We start from the raw sequence: 20,085 nt of genomic DNA on the forward strand, positions 1-20,085 counted from the left end.
ACGAACCGATCCCGCTCTCCGGCGGGCGGCGCGACAATAGCCGATGGTGCCACAGCCGCAAGCGGCGAGGCTGTCGTGCGGTCGCGATCAGGCGGCTACGCGCGCGGCGGCGAGGTGAACCTCCTGCCCCTCGCGCGCGACGAACGAACCGGGCAGCATGGCGGCGAGGCGCCGCTCCATGTCGGCGAGATCGGCATCCGTGTGCCAGGGATGCACGTGGAAGGCCGCGAGCCGGCCGACGCCGGCCGCCCGGCAGAGCGCGACGCCCGCATCGCAGGTCGAGTGGCCCCAGCCGCGGCAGCGGCAATATTCCGCTTCCGTATACATGGCGTCGTAGATGACGAGGTCGGCGTTGCGCACGAAAGCGAGCAGTTCCTCGTGCGGCCAGGGGCCGAGCTCGTCGTGCTCGATGTCGCTGACGTAGCAGACGGCCCGCCCGCCGTGGTCGAAGCGATAGGCGGTGGCGCCGGAGGGATGCTGCAGCGGGCACGTGCGGACCCTGAGCCCATCGTCGAAGGTCAGCGTCTCACCGGCATGGAAGCCGACGTGCTCAATCGTCGCCGGCAACTGGGCGAGCGTCACTGGGAAGAGCGGCGGCGCAAACAGCCGGTTGAGCGCCGCCTCGGCACTCTCGCCGCCGAGATTGCCGCAGTGCAGCCGCAGCGTCGTGCCCTTCATCAAAGCCGGCCGGAAGAAGGGCAGACCGATGACATGGTCGAGATGAAGGTGGCTCAGAAGCAGGTCGATGTGCGCCGGAGCATCGGCGCCGAGCGTCTGTCCGAGGCGGGTGATGCCCGTGCCGGCGTCGATGACAAACAGCCGCTCACCACAACGTACCTCGACGCAGGCCGTATGACCGCCGAACGTGCATACGTCCGGCCCCGACACGGGATGCGAGCCCCGGACGCCCCAGAAGCGGACGCTGAGATCACTCTCCGTCGGTTTCTTGTCCATAGCCATCTATCATCTCTACCTTAGAAAAACCGCAAACGACGTGCGCTAGCGCACATGCAAGTCACGATTCGGGAGAGTCATGATTGCTCCGCCATTTCCGCCGCCGTCCGTGGCTGCGCCAGCCCGGAGCGCGAGAAATGGACGGTCCTGCCAAGGCAGTCTTCGGACAGGCCCGGCGGCAGCACGGCGACGAGGCTGCGGCTCTCGAACCCCTGGCGCAGACGGCCGACGAGTGCCTCGGCATCGCTCCGCGTCATGCCGTCGAAAATGTGGCTGACCACGAGCACCTGCGGCTCGCGCGCCAGGCAGCGGATAAGATCGACCAGCCGGTCCGGCACCGGCGAGACGAGCCCCTTGCGCGGGCCGACGCGGGCGGAGAGCCCGAGCCGCAGCACCTCGGCGTCGAGATCGAGCGAGGCGAGGACGCGGCGCACGGCGGCATGCACCCGCTCCTCCGCCCCGGCGATGTCGTAGGCCACGCGGCCGAAGAGCAGGTTGTCGCTGAGCGAGGCAGCGCTGCACAACCGCTCCGCTTCCCAGAACTCGATGGCCGGCGCAAGGCCCGGCGGCAGCAGGCGCGCGAAGGTGCGCCGGGCCGCAACGATGCGCGCCTCCAGCGTCTCGTCGAGCAGGCCGAGGCGGTGCCGCGTCTCCACATAGCGCAGGGCAAGCGCGATCAAGAGATCGCGGTCCTCGGCCTGTTCGCTGCGCCGGCGCTGGGCGCGGCGTGCGATCAGGCCCTCGTAGCGGCCGCGCTCCTCGGCGCTGAAGAAGGAGAAGCGCTCGATGAGAGCGTTGTCGTCGGGAATGCCGGCGAACATCTCCACCATCTGCGTGGCGATGGCGAGCCCCATCTCCGTCAGCGGCCGCGTCAATTCCTCCGCCTCCAGCACAGCCCTGAGGAAGGGGTTGCGGGCGAGACGCCGCTCCTCGAACGTGTCGCCCACGGGCACGCCGAAAAGGATGTTCTCGGCCACGGTGCCGTGGCGGTTGTAGCGCTCGGCCGCAAACGGATCGACGAGATCTTCGGTTCCGTCGGAAGCGAGTTCCTCCCTCACCGCCCGCCGAGCGTCGGCGATGAAGGGAGCGAGGCGGCCCGCCGCATGGGCGCCGACGGCCCCATTGAGCCCCAGGCTGTAGACCTCCGCATCGACCCCGACGAGCTTGAGCGCGGCGATGAGCCGGGCATCGCACGCATCCTTGTCCCGCGTCAGCTCCGGCGGCACGCCGTAGGTCAGGTTGTCCCTGAGGCTGCCGTCGAGCATCACGGGATCGGCCCCGGCGAAGGCGATGACGGCCGCCCTGTAGCCGTCGGACATCTCGCCGACGTCGACACCGTCGAAGAGGACGCGCCCCTCCGTGGGATCGAGCGCGCCGCCGAGGATCGCGGCGAGCACATCCGCGCCGGACCCTGGCGGCCCGACGAGAGCGACGTGTGCCGGCAGGTCGAATGCCAGGTCGACGTCCTCGAGCCTGTGTCCGGAATGGGGATCGAAGGCCGCGAGACCCTTGACCTCGATGCGCTGCGGCGAGGGTTGCGGCAGGCGCGCCGCCCGCCGGCGCCGCTCGCCACGCGCATTGAGGCTGCCGACGGCGCGGGCCAGTTCCTCGAGGGCGGCCCGGCCCTCGCGCTGCCCGGCGATCCAGCGCGTGAGCACATCCACAGGCCGTAGCATCAGGAAGGCGGCGAAGAGCGCGGCGACAAAGGCACCGGCGGACAGCATCCCTTGGGCCGCGAGATTGCCTGCGATCACGATGAAGAGCGCGGGAAGGCCGTAGCGGACGACGGCAACGAGCGCCTGCAGGACAATGTGGCGCCGCGCCTGCGCGGCCTGCCGGGCAGACAGGTGCGCCAGCATGGCGCCGAAGCCCGAGAGCTCCGCCTTGCCCGTGCCATGAATGCGGATGGCTGGCAGCCGCCGCGCCGCCTCCTGGGCCATGCGCCCCGATTCGCGATCGCCCTCGCGCGCAACGAAGCCCAGCGCGGCCCTTGCCTCGTCGAGAGGCCGCATCAGGACGGCGGCAGCGATGGCCCCGCCGAGGAACAGGAGCCCGATGAACAGATGCTGCGCGAAGCCGAAGGCGAGAATGACGAGGATTTCCGGACCGACGCTGAGCGGCACGGCGAGCGCTTCCCCGAGCACCGACGCGAGCCGGCCGACACCCTCGCCGATCTGCCGCGCGGCCGCCTCCGCCTCGTCCCGCGCCGAGGGCCGGGCCGTGACGATGCGGCCGAAGATATCCTTCCTCAGCCCGTTCGTGGCGCGGCTCGCTGCCGTCGCAGCAAGAAGGGAGACCAGCGCCCTGAGCCCCACCTGCAGGAGGACGAGGGCAATGAGCGTCGCGATGGCCGCCGCCATATAGGCATCGCGGCCAAGGAGAATGCCCTCGGACACGACGACCTCACCGCCGCCGAAGACCGCGGGCAGCCCGAAGGCGAGGCGCAGGAAAGGCGCCTGCGCATCGATATCGGTGAAACCCCCGCCGATTATGACGTCATCGATCAGGGTCGCCAGCACGACGAGGAAGAGGAGGACGGCGGCCGCCAGCATGAGGCCGACAAGAGCGATCACCAGATTAAGGCCGCGATTGCTGCGCCAAGCAAGTCGTAGGGGATCGCGTTCCATGGTTCTCCGGCGGCCAGTGGCGGGCCGCGGTGCGGCAACCCGTGGCCCCGACCCTACTGACGTTTCGCAAAAGTTTGAACCGCTTTTGCAGGACGATGGCCGGGCGCGGTGCGGCGAGCCGACTGCGGTCTGGCCAAAGCATCACCGCAGCGTGGCTTGCCATGAGCCGCCGCCCCGTGTCCTTCTGCACACCAGATAACAGCAAGGCTCGGGGAGGACGGCGTGGCACCTGCGACCGGGGAGGGGGAAACCTTCGACTACATCGTCGTCGGCGCCGGCTCGGCCGGCTGCGTGCTCGCCAACCGCCTGTCGGCGGACCCGAAGCGGTCCGTCCTCCTTCTGGAGGCCGGCGGCCGCGACGACTGGATATGGTTCCACATCCCCGTCGGCTATCTCTTCGCCATCGGCAATCCGCGCGCCGACTGGATGTTTCGCACGGAGGCCGTGGCCGGCCTCAACGGCCGCGCGCTCGCCTATCCGCGCGGCAAGGTCATTGGCGGCTGCTCCGCCATCAACGCCATGATCTACATGCGCGGCCAGGCGGCAGACTACGAGCGCTGGCGGCAGATGGGCCTTCCAGGCTGGGGCTGGGACGACGTCCTGCCGCATTTCCTGTCGATGGAGAACCACGTCGCCCCGCCCAATGCGCTGCACCGCAGCGGCGGGGAATGGTGCGTCGACTATCCGCGCATGCGCTGGGACCTGCTCGACGCCGTGCAGGACGCCGCCGAGAGCCTCGGCATCCCCAAGGTTGACGATTTCAACACCGGCGACAATTTCGGCTCCTCATACTTCCAGGTTAACCAGAAGAACGGCCGGCGCTGGAGCGCGGCGCGCGGCTTCCTGAAGCCGGTCCTCGGCCGTCGGAACCTTCGTCTGGAGACGGGAGTGCACGTGGAGCGCATCCTCGTCGAGGACGGCCGCGCCACGGGCGTCGTCTTCTCGCGCGGCGGCGAGCGCTTCACCATGCGGGCCCGCGGCGAGGTGGTGCTCGCCGCCGGCGCCATCGGCACGCCGCAGCTGCTCGAAGTGAGCGGCATCGGCGATGCCGCCCGGCTCGCCGGGCTCGGCATCGATCCCGTGCGCGACCTGCCGGGCGTCGGCGAGAACCTGCAGGACCATCTGCAGCTCCGCCCCATCTTCAAGGTCTCCGGCGTGCGCACCCTCAACGAGGATTACGCAAGGCTCGTCAGACGCGCTGCCATGGCGCTCGAATTTGCCCTCTTCCGACGCGGGCCGCTGACCATGGCCCCGTCGCAGCTCGGCATCTTCACCCGCTCCTCGCCGGAGTACGAGACGCCGAATCTTCAGTTCCACATTCAGCCGCTGTCGCTCGACAAGTTCGGCGACCGGCTGCATCCCTTCCCCGCCTTTACTGCGAGCGTCTGCAACCTGCGCCCGACGAGCCGCGGCTCGGTTCATGCGAAGAGCCCGGAGGCGCGTGTGCCGCCGGCGATCGCCCCGAACTACCTCGCCACGGAGGAGGACCGGCGGGTCGCGGTCGACGCCATTCGCCTCGCGCGTCGGCTGGCCGCCGCGCCGCCGCTCGCGCGCTTCTCGCCCGAGGAATTCAAACCGGGGCCGCATCTGACGAGCGACGACGATCTCGCCGGGGCGGCGGGCGATCTCGGTACCACCATCTTCCATCCCGTCGGTACGGCCCGCATGGGCCGTGACGACGATCCCCTCGCCGTCGTCGACGCGCGCCTTCGGGTACGCGGCATCGCCGGCCTGCGCGTCGCCGATGCCTCGGTGATGCCGACCATCACCTCCGGCAACACCAATTCGCCCACGATGATGATCGCCGACAAGGCGGCCGCCATGATGGCGGAGGATGCGCGCGTCGCCTGAGCGGGCGCGACCGCAGCCGGTTTCCGCCCGGGCGTTTCCGGCATATGTTGCGTCGTTTCGCCGCGGCGGGAGCTGCGGCCTCCGGCAGGGAGAATGTCACATGGGGCTGGTCGACAGGGCAAGGAACATCATCGTCACGCCACGAACCGAGTGGCCCATGATCGCGGCCGAGGGGGGCACGGTCGGCGACGTCTACCGGAATTACGTCGTCCCGCTTGCGCTCATCCCGGCCGTCTGCGGCTTCATCGGCATGTCGGTGCTGGGCTTCAGCATGGGCGAGGGGCACATGCGCATGCCCTTCTTCAGCGGCCTCGTGATGGCGGCCCTGCAGTTCGGGCTCGGGCTCCTCATCGTCTATCTCGTGGCACTTGTCATTGATGCGCTGGCGCCCAGCTTCGGCGGCCGCAAGGGCATGCTTCCCGCCTTCAAGCTGGCGGCCTATTCCTACACGCCGGCCTGGCTGACGGGCGTCTTCCTCCTCGTGCCGGTGCTCGGCTTCCTCGCCATCCTCGGGCTCTACGGCATCTATCTGCTCTATGTCGGGGCGCCGCGGCTCATGGGGGTGGCCGAGAGCAAGGCCGGCCTGTTCACCGCCATCGTCGTGATCATCGCGCTCGTCATGAGCTTCATCCTGTCGCTCGTGATCGCCTCCTTGATGCCCATGCCCGCCATGATGTGAGACCAAAGCTGTGCGAAGGCAGGAGCGCCGGCGAAGAACGGCGAAGTGACGGGCGGATGATATCGATGGGTGACATGGCCTCTCGGGCGGGGAGCGTGCTGGTTTTGCCGGAGGACGGGCGCCAGTCGCCCGTCGCACTCGCCGTCCAGCGGGGCGTGCGCCGGCTCTTCGCCGGTCTCGGGCAGGTGACGGTAACGGAGCTCACCCTTGCCTCCGGCCGGCGGGCCGACGTCGTGGCGCTCGCCCCCGACGGGCGCATCACCGTCGTCGAGGTCAAGTCGTGCCTCGCCGACTTCCGCACCGACGGCAAGTGGCAGGACTACCGGGCCTATTGCGACCGCCTCTTCTTCGCCGTCACCGACGACTTCCCGCAGGAGGTGCTGCCGGAGGCGACAGGGCTCATCGTCGCCGACCAGTACGGCGCCGCCGTACTGCGTGAGGCGCCCCTCCATCCGCTGCCCGGCGCCCGCCGCAAGGAGGTGACGCTGCGCTTTGCCCGCGCCGCCGCCTCGCGCCTCCACGCCGCCTTCGATCCCGAAGGCGCGCGCGGCATCATCTGAGGTCCTCTCCGCCATCCGGCACGCCGCTTGCTGGGCAAAGGCCGGAAGAGCGTACGCCGGACACCGACCGGGCCGGCGTCGCATTGCGGGACAGGGCGTGCCATAACGGGAGCAGCCAGCATGACGTCGCCATTGCCGACCGGCGAGCGCATCGCCTGGGTCGATACCGCCAAGGGCATCTGCATCATCCTCGTCGTCATGATGCATGCGACGCTCGGCCTCGGCGAGGCGGTAGGTCGCGAGGGCTGGATGCATGAGGTCGTCGCCTTCGCCAAGCCCTTCCGCATGCCCGACTTCTTCCTCGTCTCCGGCCTCTTCCTCGGCCGGGCCGTGGCGCGCGACTGGCGCACCTTCGCCGACCGGCGCATCGTGCATTTCCTCTATTTCTACCTTGTCTGGTATGTCATCCAGTTCGCCATGAAGGGCTGGGGCCTCGCCGGCGGCGATCCGGCCGAGCTTGTCCGCCTCTTCGCGCTCGGCTTCATCGAGCCCTTCGGCACCCTGTGGTTCATCTACATGCTCGCCGTCTATTCGGTGGCGGTGAAGCTGCTGCGCCGCCTGCCGCCGGCCGTGATCCTCGCCGGCGCCGCCGCCCTGCAGATCGCCCACGTCGAGAGCGGCTGGCTCGTGATCGACGCCTTCGCCGCCTATTTCGTCTATTTCGCCGCCGGCTATGTCCTCGCCCCGCGTGTCTTCGCCATTGCCGCCTGGGCGGGCCGCAACGCGGCGCTCGCGCTCCTCGGGCTCGCCCTCTGGGCGCTCGTCAACGGTTTCGCCGCCTTCGCGCCGAGCGGGGTGAGCGGCCACGCGACGGTCGCGGCCCTGCCGGGGGTGAGCCTGGTCCTCGGTCTCGCCGGCGCCATCGCCATCACGGCCATCGCCGCGCTGCTCGTCGCGCGCGGCCTCGCCGGCCCGCTGACCTATTGCGGCGAGCGCTCCATCGTCGTCTATCTCGCCTTCTTCCTGCCCATGGCGGTGATGCGCCTCATCCTCGTCAAGACCGGCCTCGTCGAGGTCATCGGCGTCGGCTGGGGCGCCGCCGTCGTCACGGCGGCGGGGGTCGTTGCGCCCCTCATCTTCGAGCGGCTGATCCGCGGCACGATGCTCGACGCGCTTTTCGTGCGGCCGCGGGCCTGCCACATCGCCGCGCCGGCACGCCTCGCGACGGCCGGCTAAAGGCGGCTTTCCGGGACGGCGAGCGAAACGGATCGCGAACGCGGACAAGGCGTGGCATAGTCCCGCCCCGACCTTACCGGCGATTCCCGAAAAGCATCCGTCCGAGAGCCATGTCCGAGCAAGCCGCCCCCGCCGTTGCCGTCCACGCCGCCCGTGCGCTGAAGCCGGGGGATCACGTCTTTCTCGTCGACGGCTCATCCTTCGTCTTCCGCGCCTATTTCCAGTCCATGAACCAGGACCGGAAATACAACTACCGCTCGGACGGCCTGCCCACCGGTGCCGTGCGCCTGTTCTGCACCAAGTTGTTCCAGTTCATCCGCGAGGGCGCGGTCGGCATCGTCCCGACCCATCTCGCCATCATCTTCGACAAGTCGGAGCAGTCCTTCCGCAAGGAAATCTATCCGCCCTACAAGGCAAACCGGCAGGAACCGCCGGAAGATCTCATCCCGCAGTTCCCGCTGATGCGCGAGGCGGTCCGCGCTTTCGGCCTCAAGCCGGTGGAGCAGGACCGCTACGAGGCGGACGATCTCATCGCCACCTATGCGCGCGAGGCGACGGAGGCCGGCGCCGACGTGCTCATCATCTCCGCAGACAAGGACCTCATGCAACTCATCCGGCCCGGTGTCGCCATGTACGACCCGGCCTCCGGCACCCAGTCGAAGGGCAGCTTCCGGCCCGAGCGGCGTATCGGCCGCGACGAGGTGCTGGAATATTTCGGCGTCGAGCCGCACAAGGTGGTCGACGTGCAGGCGCTCGCCGGCGATTCGACCGACAACGTGCCCGGCGCTCCCGGCATAGGCATCAAGACGGCCGCCCAGCTCATCGCAGAATACGGCGATCTCGACACGCTCATCGCGCGCGCAGGCGAGATCAAGCAGCCCAAGCGGCGCGAGACGCTGACGAACCCGGACATCGTCGAGCAGATCCTCATCTCCCGTCGGCTCGTCTCGCTCGTCGACGACGTGGCCGTGGAAACCCCGCTCGCCGACCTCGCGCTCGTGCCGCCGGATCCGCGGAACCTCGTCGCCTTCCTGAAGGCGATGGAGTTCACAACCATCACCAAGCGCGTTGCCGAGCTCTACGAAATCGACATCGCCGCCGTTGAGCCAGACGCGCGCCTCGCCGCCCCAGGCGCCGGCCTTGGCTGGAGCCCCGGCGAGACGGCCGCGGCAACCGCGCCTGCCACCCCGTCGGCCGCATCGGCCCGGCCAGGCGACGAACTCCTCGTCCCGGCCGCTCTCGTCGCGAGCCGCGCGGCCGAGGCCGCCGTCCCGGTCGACCGCAATGCCTACGAGACGGTAACGAGCCTCGCGCGCCTTGACGAATGGATCGCCGAGGCGCGCGAGCGCGGCCATGTCGCCGTCGATACGGAGACGAACTCGGTCGACGCCATGCGGGCCGAACTCGTCGGCTTCTCGCTCGCGACCGATCCCGGCAAGGCCTGCTACGTACCGCTGCAGCACAGAGACGGCGACGACCTCTTCGGCAACGGCCTCGCCGCCGGCCAGCTTCCGTTGCGCGAGGCGGTAGCGCGGCTGAAACCGCTGCTCGAGGACCCTTCCGTCCTCAAGATCGGCCAGAACCTGAAATACGACTGGCTGATCTTCGCCCGCCACGGCATCACGCTGGCGCCCTACGACGACACCATGCTGATTTCCTACGTGCTCGATGCCGGCCGCGGCTTGCACGGCATGGATGCCCTGTCGGAGAAGCATCTCGGCCACACGCCCATCGCCTTCTCGCAGGTCGCCGGTTCCGGCAAGACGCAGGTTACCTTCGACAAGGTGGCGATCGACAAGGCGACCGCCTATGCCGCCGAGGATGCGGACGTCACCTTGCGCCTGTGGCTCGCTCTGAAGCCGCGCCTCGTCGCGGAGAGCCGCACGAGCGTCTACGAGACCCTGGAGCGGCCGATGGTGGCGACGCTGGCACGCATGGAGAGCCGCGGCATTGCCATCGATCGCGCCATCCTCTCGCGTCTGTCCGGCGAGTTCGCCCAAAAGCTCGCCGGGCTCGAGGAGGAGATCTATGCCCTGGCCGGCGAGCGCTTCACCATCGGCAGCCCCAAGCAATTGGGCGACATCCTCTTCGGCAGAATGGGCCTGCCCGGCGCCAGGAAGACGAAGACCGGCCAGTGGGCGACCGGCGCCGGGGTGCTGGAGGACCTCGCCGCCGAGGGCCATCCGCTGCCGTCGAAGATCCTCGAATGGCGCCAGCTCGCCAAGCTGAAGTCCACCTACACCGATGCGCTGCCCGGCTACGTCAATCCCGAGACGCACCGCGTGCACACGTGCTTCTCGCTCGCCGCGACCACGACCGGGCGGTTGTCATCATCGGAGCCGAACATCCAGAACATCCCGGTGCGCACGGAAGAAGGGCGCAAGATCCGCACCGCCTTCGTCGCGTCGCCGGGCACGAAGCTCGTATCGGCCGACTACAGCCAGATCGAGCTGCGCGTCCTTGCACATATCGCCGACATCCCGCAGCTGCGGCAGGCCTTCGCCGACGGCATCGACATTCACGCCATGACCGCCTCGGAGATGTTCGGCGTGCCGGTGAAGGGCATGGACCCCCTGGTGCGCCGGCGCGCCAAGGCCATCAACTTCGGCATCATTTACGGCATCTCGGCCTTCGGTCTCGCTAACCAGCTCGGCATCCCGCGCGAGGAGGCCTCGGCCTATATCAGGAAATATTTCGAGCGCTTCCCCGGCATCCGCGACTACATGGACGAGACCAAGCGCTTCTGCCGCGAGAACGGCTATGTAACGACGCTGTTCGGCCGCATCTGCCATTATCCGCAGATCAGGTCGTCCAACCCCTCCGAGCGCGCCTTCGTCGAGCGCCAGGCGATCAATGCCCCGATCCAGGGCACTGCCGCCGACATCATCCGTCGCGCCATGGTGCGCATGGACGAGGCGCTCGAGAAGGCGGGCCTCAATGCGCGCATGCTGCTGCAGGTTCACGACGAACTCGTTTTCGAGGTGCCGGAGAGCGAGGTCGACAGGACGCTGCCGGTCATCACCCATGTGATGCGCGAGGCGCCCAAGCCCGCCGTGGCGCTCGCCGTGCCGCTCGAGGTCGAGGCGAGAGCCGCGAGCAATTGGGAAGAGGCGCATTGAACCGCGGCTGCGGACGCTTCCAGCAGGGCGCCACCATGCCCCGCAGGGCGAGACGGCGGTTTTCGGCTGACAGGCAGAAGCAGGTCAAAAGGGCCGCGCCCGGACAAGCGTGGGCATGACGGGGAGGCCATTCGGCTCAGCGGATATCAGCCACGTCCACCTGGGCGATGCCGAGCGCCGCGAACGCCGCCTCGGTCGCGGCCAGCGACCCGTCGAGATCGATAGCGCGGCAGGCGTCCTCGACGACGGTGACCGCGAAGCCGTGGCCGTGCGCGTCCTCGGCCGAGTAGCGCACGCAGAAGTCGAGCGCGAGGCCGGCGAGGAAGACGCGCCTCAGGCCCCGCTCCTTGAGATAGCCGCCGAGCCCCGTCGGCGTCATGCGGTCGTTCTCGTAGAAGGCCGAGTAGGAATCGATCGCCGGGTCGAAGCCCTTGCGCAGGATGAGTTCGGCATGAGGCACGTCGAGGTCCGGGTGGAATTCGGCGCCCGGCGTGTCTTCGACGCAATGGTCCGGCCACAGCACCTGCGGTCCGTAGGACATCTCGACGGTCTCAAAGGGCCTGCGGCCGGGATGGGCCGAGGCGAAGGACAGGTGGCCCGGCTTGTGCCAGTCCTGCGTCAGGATGACGTGGGCGAAGCGCCGCGCCAGCGCATTGACCACCGGCACGATGGCGTTGCCGCCATCGACGGCCAGCGCCCCGCCGGGGCAGAAGTCGTTCTGCATGTCTACGACGAGGAGGACGTCCGTTTCGTCGACCTTGATACCCGCCATGACCCGCCCCTGTTCGCGTCCCCAGCATCCGGCGCGCCGGACACTCCGTCAATGCCCGCCATTGACACGGCCGCCAATGGCTGGGAAGAACGCGCCAACCGTGGTTCCAGGCTGCCGGAGCCGGCGAGGCCTGTCCTCCCTGCCATCCGCCGCCGCAAAATTTTTCGATGTCCCATGCATAGCCCCCTCGTCAACGGCGGGCCCGCCGACCCCATCGCGCGGCGGCGCACCTTCGCCATCATCTCCCACCCGGATGCGGGCAAGACGACGCTCACCGAGAAGCTGCTGCTCTTCGGCGGCGCCATCCAGCTCGCCGGCGAGGTCAAGGCCAAGCGCAACCGCGTGCAGACGCGCTCGGACTGGATGGGCATCGAGCGCGAACGCGGCATCTCGGTCGTCACCTCGGTGATGACCTTCGAGTACGGCGGCTGCGTGTTCAACCTGCTCGACACGCCGGGTCACGAGGACTTCTCGGAGGACACCTACCGCACGCTCACCGCCGTCGATGCCGCCGTCATGGTCATCGACGCGGCCAAGGGCATCGAGGCGCGCACGCGCAAGCTCTTCGAGGTGTGCCGCCTGCGCGACATCCCCATCGTCACTTTCGTCAACAAGCTCGACCGCGAGAGTCGCGACCCCTTCGACCTGCTCGACGAAATCGAGAAGACGCTGGCGCTCGACACCGCCCCCATCAACTGGCCGATCGGCGCCGGCAAGAGCTTCGCCGGCACCTACACCTTCGGCACGAAGACGGTGCGGCGTATCGCCGACGATGAGACCATGACGGTCAGCGGCGCCGAGGATTCGGCTGTGGCAGCACTGTTGCCGGCGCACGAGGCCGGGGCCTGGCAGGAGGAGGCGATGCTCGCCGAGGCCGCGCTGAAGCCCTTCGACCTCGCCGCCTTCCGCGAGGGGCACCTGACGCCCGTCTTCTTCGGCAGCGCCTTGCGCAACTTCGGCATCCGCGAGCTCATCGATGCCATGGCGGCCTATGCCCCCTCCCCGCGCGGGCAGGAGGCGGACAAGCGCACGGTCGAGGCCGACGAGCCGAAGATGACCGGCTTCGTCTTCAAGATCCAGGCGAACATGGACCCCAATCACCGCGACCGCATCGCCTTCATGCGCGTGTGCTCCGGGCGGTTGACCCGCGGCATGAAGGCCAAGCTCGTGCGCACCGGCAAGGCTATCAGCCTCAATGCGCCGCAGTTCTTCTTCGCGCAGGATCGCACGGTGGCGGACGAGGCCTATGCCGGCGACGTGGTTGGCATCCCCAACCACGGCACGCTGCGCATCGGCGACACACTCACCGAGGGCGAGGACATCGTCTTCCGCGGCGTGCCGAGCTTCGCCCCCGAGATCCTGCGCCGCATCTCCATCAAGGATGCGATGAAAGCAAAGAAGCTGCGCGAGGCGCTCGAGCAGCTCGCCGAGGAGGGCGTCGTGCAGCTCTTCATCCCCAACGACGGCTCGGGCGCCATCGTCGGCGTCGTCGGCGCGCTGCAGCTCGACGTGCTGATCGAGCGGCTGAAGACGGAATACGGCCTCGACGCCGCCTACGAGACGACGCGTTTCTCCGTCTGCCGCTGGGTGAGCGCGGACGATAAGGCCGAGCTCGACAAGTTCGCCACGGCGAACAATTCCGCCATGGCCGCCGACCTCGACGGGGCGCCGGTGTTCATGGCCTCGAGCCCCTTCTCGCTGCGCTACGACGAGGAGCGCTGGCCCACCATCCGCTTCTCGGACGTGAAGGACTACCAGAAGAAGGCGGCCTGAGGCCGGCCCCTACACGAGCACCGGCCGCTCGGTGCGCTCCTCGAGCTCGAAGACGCGCTTGTAGCGCTCGACCTCGGCCGCCGGGCCCATGGCCTTGGCGGGATTGTCCGAGAGCTTCACGGCCGGGCGGCCGTTGGCCGAAACCACCTTGCAGACGATCGATATGGGATCGAGCGCCCCGTCCGGCGCGAAGCCGCGGAAGTCGTTGGTCAGCAGCGTGCCCCAGCCGAAGCCGAAGCGCATGCGCCCGGCGAAGTGATAATGGATGCGCTCGATGGCGGTGACGTCGAGCGCATCCGAGAAGATGGCGAGCTTCTTGCGCGGGTCCTCGCCGCGCTCGCGCCACCAGCGGATCGCCTCCTCGCCGCCCTCGATCGGATCCTTGGAATCGATGCGGATGCCCGTCCAGCTCGACACCCAGTTCGGCGCGGCGGCCAGGAAATGCGTGGTGCCATAGGTGTCGGGCAGGATGATGAGCAGGTTGCCCTCGTAGTCCTCCTGCCAGTCGCGCAGCACCTGGTAAGGAGCGGCGGCGAGCTCCGCATCGCTGTCGGCGAGCGCCGCATAGACCATCGGCAGTTCGTGCGCGTTCGTGCCGACGGCCTCGACCTCCCGGCGCATGGCGATGAGGCAGTTCGATGTGCCGGTAAAGGCATTGCCCAGCCCCTCGATCATCGCTTGCACGCACCAGTCCTGCCACAGGAAGCCATGCCGGCGGCGCGTGCCGAAATCGGCGATCTGCAGACCGGGAAGGACCTTGAGGCGCTGCACTTTCTCCCATACCCGAGTCATGGCCCGGGCATAGAGCACCTGCAGTTCGAACTTGCCCATGGCGGCGAGTACGGCGCGCGAACGCAGCTCGTTGAGGATGGCGAGCGCTGGGATTTCCCAGAAGGTCGTCTCCAGCCACGGTCCGTCGAACTCGAGCTCGTACTGGCCGTCGCGCACCCGCAGGTCGTAGGCCGGCAGCTGGAAGCCCTCCAGCCATTCGATGAACTCGGGCGCGAACATCTGGCGCTTGCCGTAGAACATGTTGCCGCGCAGCCAGGTCGATTCCCCGCGGGTGAGCTTCAGGCTGCGGGCATGGTCGAGCTGCTCGCGCAGGGCGCTTTCCTCGACGAGCTCGGCGAGACGGATGTCCTTCGACCGATTGAGGATCGAGAAGGTGACGCGGGTGTCGCGATGGCGCCGGAAGATGGTCTGCGCCATCAGCAGCTTGTAGAAGTCCGTGTCGAGCAGGGAACGGATGATCGGGTCGATCTTCCACTTGTGATTGTAGACACGTGTGGCGATGTCCGTCATGCTCCGGCTCCGTCGGCCCGTCTCATTCACTGTTCTCCCGTGCCGAAACTAGGCTTTGCCTTGCGTCGCACGCAAGAACGGCACGCGCATGCCGGCGCCGCGTTAGGCGGGTGGCCGTCCTCCCTCGAGGCGCGCCAGAACCTCCTCGGCGATTGCGAGCGAGGCGGTGAGGCCGGGGCTCTCGATGCCGAGGAGATTGACGAGGCCGGCCATTCCATGGGTTTGGGGCCCGTCGATGCGGAAATCGGCGGCCGGCTCTCCCTCGCCCACGATCTTGGGGCGGATCCCGCTGTAGCCGGGCGACAGGGCCTCCTCGTCGAGGCCGGGCCAGTAGCGGCGGATGGCCGCGACGAAGGCCGCCCGGCGCCCGCCGTCGACCTCGTATCGGACGGCGTCAACCCATTCGGTATCTGGCCCGAAGCGGGCCTGCCCGCCGAGGTCGAGGGTCAGGTGCACGCCAAGGCCGTGGGCGCTGGGCGCCGGATAGATGAGCCGCGAGAAGGGCGCCCGACCGGCGAGGATGAAATAGCTGCCCTTGCAGAAGTGCGTGCGCGGCACCGCATTCGATGACAACCCTGCGATGCAATCCGCCACGTCCGATGCGGAAAGGCCGGCAGCATTGACGAGTTCGCGACAGGCAAGGCGCATGGGCTCAACGCCGCCCGTCCTGACGAGAAACCCTTGGGCAGCGGGCTCGGCCGCGACGAAAGGCGTGTTGAAGGCAACAACGGCGCCAGCGTTCTCGGCGTCGCCCTGTAGCGCCAGCATGTAGGCGTGGCTGTCGATGATGCCGGTCTGCGGCGACCACAGGGCAGCGACCGCGGTCAGCTCCGGCTCCATGCGCCGCGCCTCGGCGCCGGAGATCATGACGAGGTCCTCGGCGCCGTTGACGCGGCCGCGCTCGGCGATCGTCGCGACGGCGGCGATCTCGTCCTCGCTCGCCGCCACCAGCAGCTTGCCGCAACGGCGGTGCGGCACGCCGCGCGCGGCGCAATAGGCATAGAGCGCGCGCCGGCCTTCGACACAAAAGCGCGCCTTCAGGCTTCCGGGTGGATAATAAAGCCCGGCGTGGATGACCTCACTGTTGCGCGAGGACGTGCCGGTGCCGATGGCGCCCTCGCGCTCCAGCACCACGACCGCGCGGCCGGATAGCGCGAGCGCCCGCGCGACGGCCAGCCCGACCACCCCCGCGCCGACGACGATCGCGTCGACAAAATCATCCGCTTCGCTCATCGCCGGCCGAATCTCCCCTGCCCGAGCGCCGTCCTTGGGCGCGTATCTAGCGGTGGCCGGCGCGCCGCGAAAGGCGCTTCTCGCACGGGCCGCCAGCCCGGGCTTGCCATGCGCCGCACCCGACTGGCACAACGGCGCCGACATGCGGCCGCACCGGCCACGAGGAGATATAGCGATGGATCTTGGACTGAAGGGCAAGCGGGCGCTGGTTCTGGGCGCGAGCCGCGGCCTCGGGGCGGCGATCGCCCGCACGCTGGCGGAAGAGGGCGCAAGCGTCGTCGCGGCCGCGCGCAGTGACGAGAAGATCAGGGCCTGGGCCGGCGCCCTGCCGGCCGAGGTCGGCGGGCGCGTCACCGCCGCGCGGCTCGACCTCGCCGACCTCGCCAGCGTCGAGGCGCTCGTCGAGCGGCTGATCGCGGAGGGCGGCGTCGACATCCTCGTCAACAATTCCGGCGGGCCGCCGCCGGCCGATGCGCGCGAGGCCAAGCGTGCCGACTGGCTGGTGCAGTTCGAGGCGATGGCGGCCAACCTCTTCCACCTCACCCAGCGCCTCCTGCCCGGCATGCTGGCGAAGAAGTGGGGCCGCATCATCACCATCGCCTCCTCGGGCGTCGAGCAGCCGATTCCCCGCCTTGCCCTGTCGAACGGCATCCGCTCGGCGGTGGTGGGCTGGTCGAAGACGCTGGCGAGCGAGGTGGCGGGTCAGGGCGTGACGGTGAACGTGGTGCTGCCCGGGCGCATCGAAACCGAGCGGGTGGAAGAGCTCGACGCGGCCAATGCGCAGCGCCAGGGCAAGACGCCAGAGGAGGTGGCGGAAGCCTCCAAGGCGACGATCCCGGCCGGCCGCTACGGCACGCCGCAGGAATTCGCCGATGTGGTCGCCTTTCTCGCGAGCGAGAGAGCCTCCTACGTCACGGGCGCCAAGATCCGCATCGACGGCGGCGCGACCCGCGGCATCTGAGGCGGCAAGGTGAGAAACAACGGTAGCCGGGCTGGCCGCAGCCGTCAGAACCCTTTCCCCGGCTGCGGGGAGAGGGAATGACGCACGGTTCGAAGGATGCTCACGCCGCAGCGCTGTGGGGCTGCGGCGCCGACTGTCCGTAGGCTCGGCCGAAACGGTTGGCGAGGAAGGCATCGAGCGCGATGTCCTCCTGGCGCACAAAGCCCCGCCGCGGCAGTTCGCCCGTCGCCAGCATGTCGAGCACCGCACAGATGCCCGAGGCCGTGGTGATCTGGATGGCGCTGCGGGTGATGCCGTTGACGCGCGCGCTGTAGATCTTGTTGGCGTAGGTCTCCTGCACCAGGCGGCCGCCCCGGCGCCCGCTCACGGTGACGAAGATGACGACGACGTCCTGCAGGGTCGTCGGCAGCGCGCTTTCCAGGATGTCCTTGAACAGCTCGCGACGGTGGCGCAGGCCGAGGTCGTTCAAGAGCGCCTTCATGATGGCGCAGTGGCCGGGATAGCGGATGGTGCGGTAGTTGAGCGTGCGCACCCGGCCCTTCAGCGTCTCGCACAGGGTGCCGAGCCCGCCCGAGGTGTTGAAGGCCTCGTAGGTGACGCCGTCGAGCGAGAATTCCTCGCGCTCCTCCAGCGCCGGCACTTCGACCCGTTCGCCCTCGACGATGGCCTCGCACGGCTCGCAATATTCGTTGATGACGCCGTCCGTGCTCCAGGTGAGGTTGTAGTTGAGGGCGTTGGACGGATATTGCGGCAGGGCACCGACGCGCATGCGCACGCTGTCGAGCGTGTCGAAGCGCCGGGCGAGGTCGTGGGCGACGATGGAGATAAAGCCCGGCGCCAGCCCGCACTGGGGAATGAACGCACTCTTCGCACTCGCCGCGAGTTCTCTGACGCACCGCGTGCTGGCGACGTCCTCCGTGAGGTCGAGATAGTGCACGCCGGCCTTGGCCGATGCCTGGGCAATGCGCGTCGTCAGGTGATAGGGCGCGGCGCTGAGTACGGCGAATTTCCCCGGGAGCAGCCGGTCGAGCGCTCCGTCCTCGGCGATGTCGAGCCGGACCCTGGCAACGGGCAGGGCAGCGTCGAGCGCGTCGAGTTGGGCCTGATCGCGGTCGACGACCGTCACGTCATAATCGCCGGAGCCCGTCAGCAGGTCGGCGATGGTGGCGCCGATCTTGCCGGCCCCGACGACGAGAATGGCTTTGCGGTCACGCATGGCTGTGGTTCCCCGTTTGGCAATTGCCGTCAGGAATCGCACCTTGGCCGTCGAATTGAAGATTCCGCTTCGCCGAAACGCGAAGATCGCTTAGTGAAAACGACGATTCATTCCTGCGAAACGACGATGGACGACACCGACCGCCAGCTCATCGCCCTCCTGCGCGAGAATGCCCGCACGCCGACGGCCGATCTCGCGCGGCGCCTCAGGCTGTCGCGCACCACGGTGCAGAGCCGCATCGAGCGGCTGGAGCGGCGCGGCATCGTTGCGGGCTACACGGTGCGCCTGGCGGACGATTACGAGCGCGGCCTCGTGCGCGCGCATGTGCTCATCACGGCGCTGCCCAAGTTCGCCCGCAAGGTCGAGGAGGCGCTCGCCGGCATCGTGGAGGTGCGCACCCTCCACTCCATCAGCGGCAGCTACGACATGATCGCCGTCGTCGCGGCGCCCTCGATCGCCGAACTCGACCAGCTCATCGACCACATCGGGGCGCTGGAGGGCGTGGAGCGCACCATGTCCTCGATCATCCTGTCCACACGCATCAGCCGGTAGGGCCTCATGACGGACAACAGGAAAACGGTGGCCGTCATCGGAGCCGGCCCGGCCGGGCTCATGGCGGCGGAAGAGCTGGTGCGGGCCGGCCTTGCCGTCACCGTCTACGAACGCATGCCCTCGCCGGCGCGCAAGCTCCTCATGGCCGGGCGCGGCGGCCTCAACCTGACGCACGGGGAAGGGCGTGAGGCCTTCCTCGCCCGCTACGGCGCCGCCGAGCCGTGGCTCACCCCGATGATCGAGGCCTTTCCGCCGGCCGCGCTGCGCGCCTGGTGCGAGGGGCTCGGCGAAAAGACCTTCGTCGGCTCGAGCGGGCGCGTCTTCCCGGAGAGCTTCAAGGCCTCGCCGCTCCTGCGCGCCTGGCTGCGCCGCCTCGACGGGCTCGGCGTGGCCCTGGCGACGCGCCACCGCTGGCAGGGCTGGGACGGGGACGGACGCCTCCTCCTCGAGAGGGAGGACGGCGATGCGCTTCACCTCGCGCCCGACGCCACATTGCTGGCGCTCGGCGGCGCGAGCTGGCCGCGCCTCGGCTCCGACGGGACGTGGACGGAGATTCTTGCCGCACGCGGCGTCGCGCTCACCCCGCTCGCGCCGGCCAACTGCGGCTTCGAGCATGTGTGGTCGCACCATTTCGCCGAGCGCTTCGCCGGCACGCCGCTGAAGCGCATCGCCATCGGCTTCGACGGCATGAGCGTCATGGGCGAGGCGGTCATCACGCGCGAGGGGCTGGAGGGCGGCGCCATCTATGCCCTGTCGGGGCGGTTGCGGGAGGCCATCGCCGCGCACGGCCCGCAGACGGTGACGCTCGACCTCAGGCCCGATCTCAGCCCGTCGCATCTTGCCGCCCGCCTCGCGCGGCCGCGCGGCAAGCAATCCACCGCCTCCTTCCTGCGCAAGGCGGGCGGCCTGATGCCCGTTGCCGTCAATCTCCTCAGGGAGGTCCTGGGCGAGTTGCCGGCCGAGCCTGCGGCGCTGGCGAAGGCGGCGAAGGCCCTGCCGCTCACCCTCACCGCGCCGCGGCCGATCGCCCGCGCCATCTCCAGCGCCGGCGGCATCCGCCGCGAGGCACTCGACGACAACCTCATGCTGCAGGCCCTGCCCGGCGTCTTCGCCGCCGGCGAGATGCTGGACTGGGCGGCGCCGACCGGCGGCTACCTGCTGCAGGCCACCTTCGCGACCGGGGTGGCCGCTGCCCAGGGCATCCAGCGATGGCTCGGCGTGGAGCAAGCGTCGGGCGAAGCGGGGCCGAAATAGCCCTCCGCATAGACCTTGGCGCCGCGATCGGGCATCCTTTCTTCATCAGGCACAGC

The 20,085-nt window shown here is 69.0% G+C and carries 15 protein-coding genes; 9 read left to right on the forward strand and 6 right to left on the reverse strand.

What is annotated here, in order from left to right:
• Positions 1-87: 87 nt before the first annotated feature.
• Together P2T65_RS06505 and P2T65_RS06510 are read right to left on the reverse strand one after the other, a co-directional pair.
• On the reverse strand, positions 88-954 hold the full coding sequence (locus tag P2T65_RS06505; RefSeq protein ID WP_082464806.1) for an MBL fold metallo-hydrolase: 867 nt from the start codon (positions 952-954) through the stop codon (positions 88-90).
• 77 nt (positions 955-1,031) lie between these two features.
• On the reverse strand, positions 1,032-3,581 hold the full coding sequence (locus tag P2T65_RS06510) for an ABC transporter ATP-binding protein (RefSeq protein WP_276199440.1): 2,550 nt from the start codon (positions 3,579-3,581) through the stop codon (positions 1,032-1,034).
• A gap of 222 nt (positions 3,582-3,803) precedes the next feature.
• Here P2T65_RS06510 and P2T65_RS06515 point away from each other — a divergent pair, with 222 nt between their 5' ends.
• From P2T65_RS06515 to polA, 5 genes are all read left to right on the forward strand, one after another.
• Positions 3,804-5,432 (forward strand): GMC family oxidoreductase N-terminal domain-containing protein, encoded by a 1,629-nt coding sequence (locus P2T65_RS06515; RefSeq protein ID WP_276199441.1) that lies wholly within the window; start codon positions 3,804-3,806, stop codon positions 5,430-5,432.
• Between the two features lie 100 nt (positions 5,433-5,532).
• Positions 5,533-6,111: a Yip1 family protein gene (locus tag P2T65_RS06520; RefSeq protein WP_276199442.1), complete on the forward strand. Its 579-nt coding sequence runs from the start codon at positions 5,533-5,535 to the stop codon at positions 6,109-6,111.
• A gap of 74 nt (positions 6,112-6,185) precedes the next feature.
• Positions 6,186-6,671 carry an MmcB family DNA repair protein gene (locus P2T65_RS06525; RefSeq protein ID WP_063186670.1) on the forward strand — a complete coding sequence of 162 codons (486 nt, stop codon included), beginning with the start codon at positions 6,186-6,188 and terminating at the stop codon, positions 6,669-6,671.
• Positions 6,672-6,791: 120 nt separating this feature from the next.
• Positions 6,792-7,847: an acyltransferase family protein gene (locus P2T65_RS06530; RefSeq protein WP_276199443.1), complete on the forward strand. Its 1,056-nt coding sequence runs from the start codon at positions 6,792-6,794 to the stop codon at positions 7,845-7,847.
• A 110-nt stretch (positions 7,848-7,957) separates the two neighbouring features.
• Positions 7,958-10,966 (forward strand): DNA polymerase I, encoded by a 3,009-nt coding sequence (polA, locus tag P2T65_RS06535; RefSeq protein ID WP_276199444.1) that lies wholly within the window; start codon positions 7,958-7,960, stop codon positions 10,964-10,966.
• Between the two features lie 136 nt (positions 10,967-11,102).
• Here the strand turns inward: polA and pncA are convergent, their stop codons facing one another.
• A complete protein-coding gene (pncA, locus tag P2T65_RS06540) occupies positions 11,103-11,738 on the reverse strand; it encodes a bifunctional nicotinamidase/pyrazinamidase (protein ID WP_055459433.1) in 636 nt (211 codons plus the stop codon).
• Positions 11,739-11,912: 174 nt separating this feature from the next.
• Here pncA and P2T65_RS06545 point away from each other — a divergent pair, with 174 nt between their 5' ends.
• A complete protein-coding gene (locus tag P2T65_RS06545; RefSeq protein ID WP_055459434.1) occupies positions 11,913-13,511 on the forward strand; it encodes a peptide chain release factor 3 in 1,599 nt (532 codons plus the stop codon).
• 9 nt (positions 13,512-13,520) lie between these two features.
• On the opposite strand, the gene pncB is transcribed toward P2T65_RS06545, so the two are convergent.
• Entirely contained in the window at positions 13,521-14,813 is a 1,293-nt protein-coding gene (gene pncB, locus P2T65_RS06550) for a nicotinate phosphoribosyltransferase (protein WP_276199445.1), read from the reverse strand.
• A 102-nt stretch (positions 14,814-14,915) separates the two neighbouring features.
• Positions 14,916-16,046 (reverse strand): NAD(P)/FAD-dependent oxidoreductase, encoded by a 1,131-nt coding sequence (locus tag P2T65_RS06555; protein WP_071923034.1) that lies wholly within the window; start codon positions 16,044-16,046, stop codon positions 14,916-14,918.
• Positions 16,047-16,221: 175 nt separating this feature from the next.
• On the opposite strand from P2T65_RS06555, the gene P2T65_RS06560 reads away from it, so the two are divergent.
• The gene (locus P2T65_RS06560; protein ID WP_276199446.1) at positions 16,222-17,007 is read left to right on the forward strand and encodes an SDR family oxidoreductase; all 786 of its coding nucleotides are present in this window, start codon (positions 16,222-16,224) and stop codon (positions 17,005-17,007) included.
• A gap of 100 nt (positions 17,008-17,107) precedes the next feature.
• On the opposite strand, the gene P2T65_RS06565 is transcribed toward P2T65_RS06560, so the two are convergent.
• Complete coding sequence (locus P2T65_RS06565) at positions 17,108-18,223, reverse strand: saccharopine dehydrogenase family protein (protein ID WP_276199447.1); 1,116 nt, start codon at positions 18,221-18,223, stop codon at positions 17,108-17,110.
• A gap of 126 nt (positions 18,224-18,349) precedes the next feature.
• Between P2T65_RS06565 and P2T65_RS06570 the strand changes: the two genes are divergently transcribed.
• Together P2T65_RS06570 and P2T65_RS06575 are read left to right on the forward strand one after the other, a co-directional pair.
• Positions 18,350-18,775, forward strand: a complete 426-nt coding sequence (locus P2T65_RS06570) for an Lrp/AsnC family transcriptional regulator (protein ID WP_055459438.1) — start codon at positions 18,350-18,352, stop codon at positions 18,773-18,775.
• Between the two features lie 6 nt (positions 18,776-18,781).
• Positions 18,782-20,029 (forward strand): TIGR03862 family flavoprotein, encoded by a 1,248-nt coding sequence (locus tag P2T65_RS06575; protein WP_276199448.1) that lies wholly within the window; start codon positions 18,782-18,784, stop codon positions 20,027-20,029.
• The last annotated feature ends 56 nt before the right edge of the window (positions 20,030-20,085 follow it).

This window comes from Chelatococcus sp. XZ-Ab1 (assembly GCF_029309855.1).
Classification (GTDB): Bacteria; Pseudomonadota; Alphaproteobacteria; order Rhizobiales; family Beijerinckiaceae; genus Chelatococcus_A; species Chelatococcus_A sambhunathii.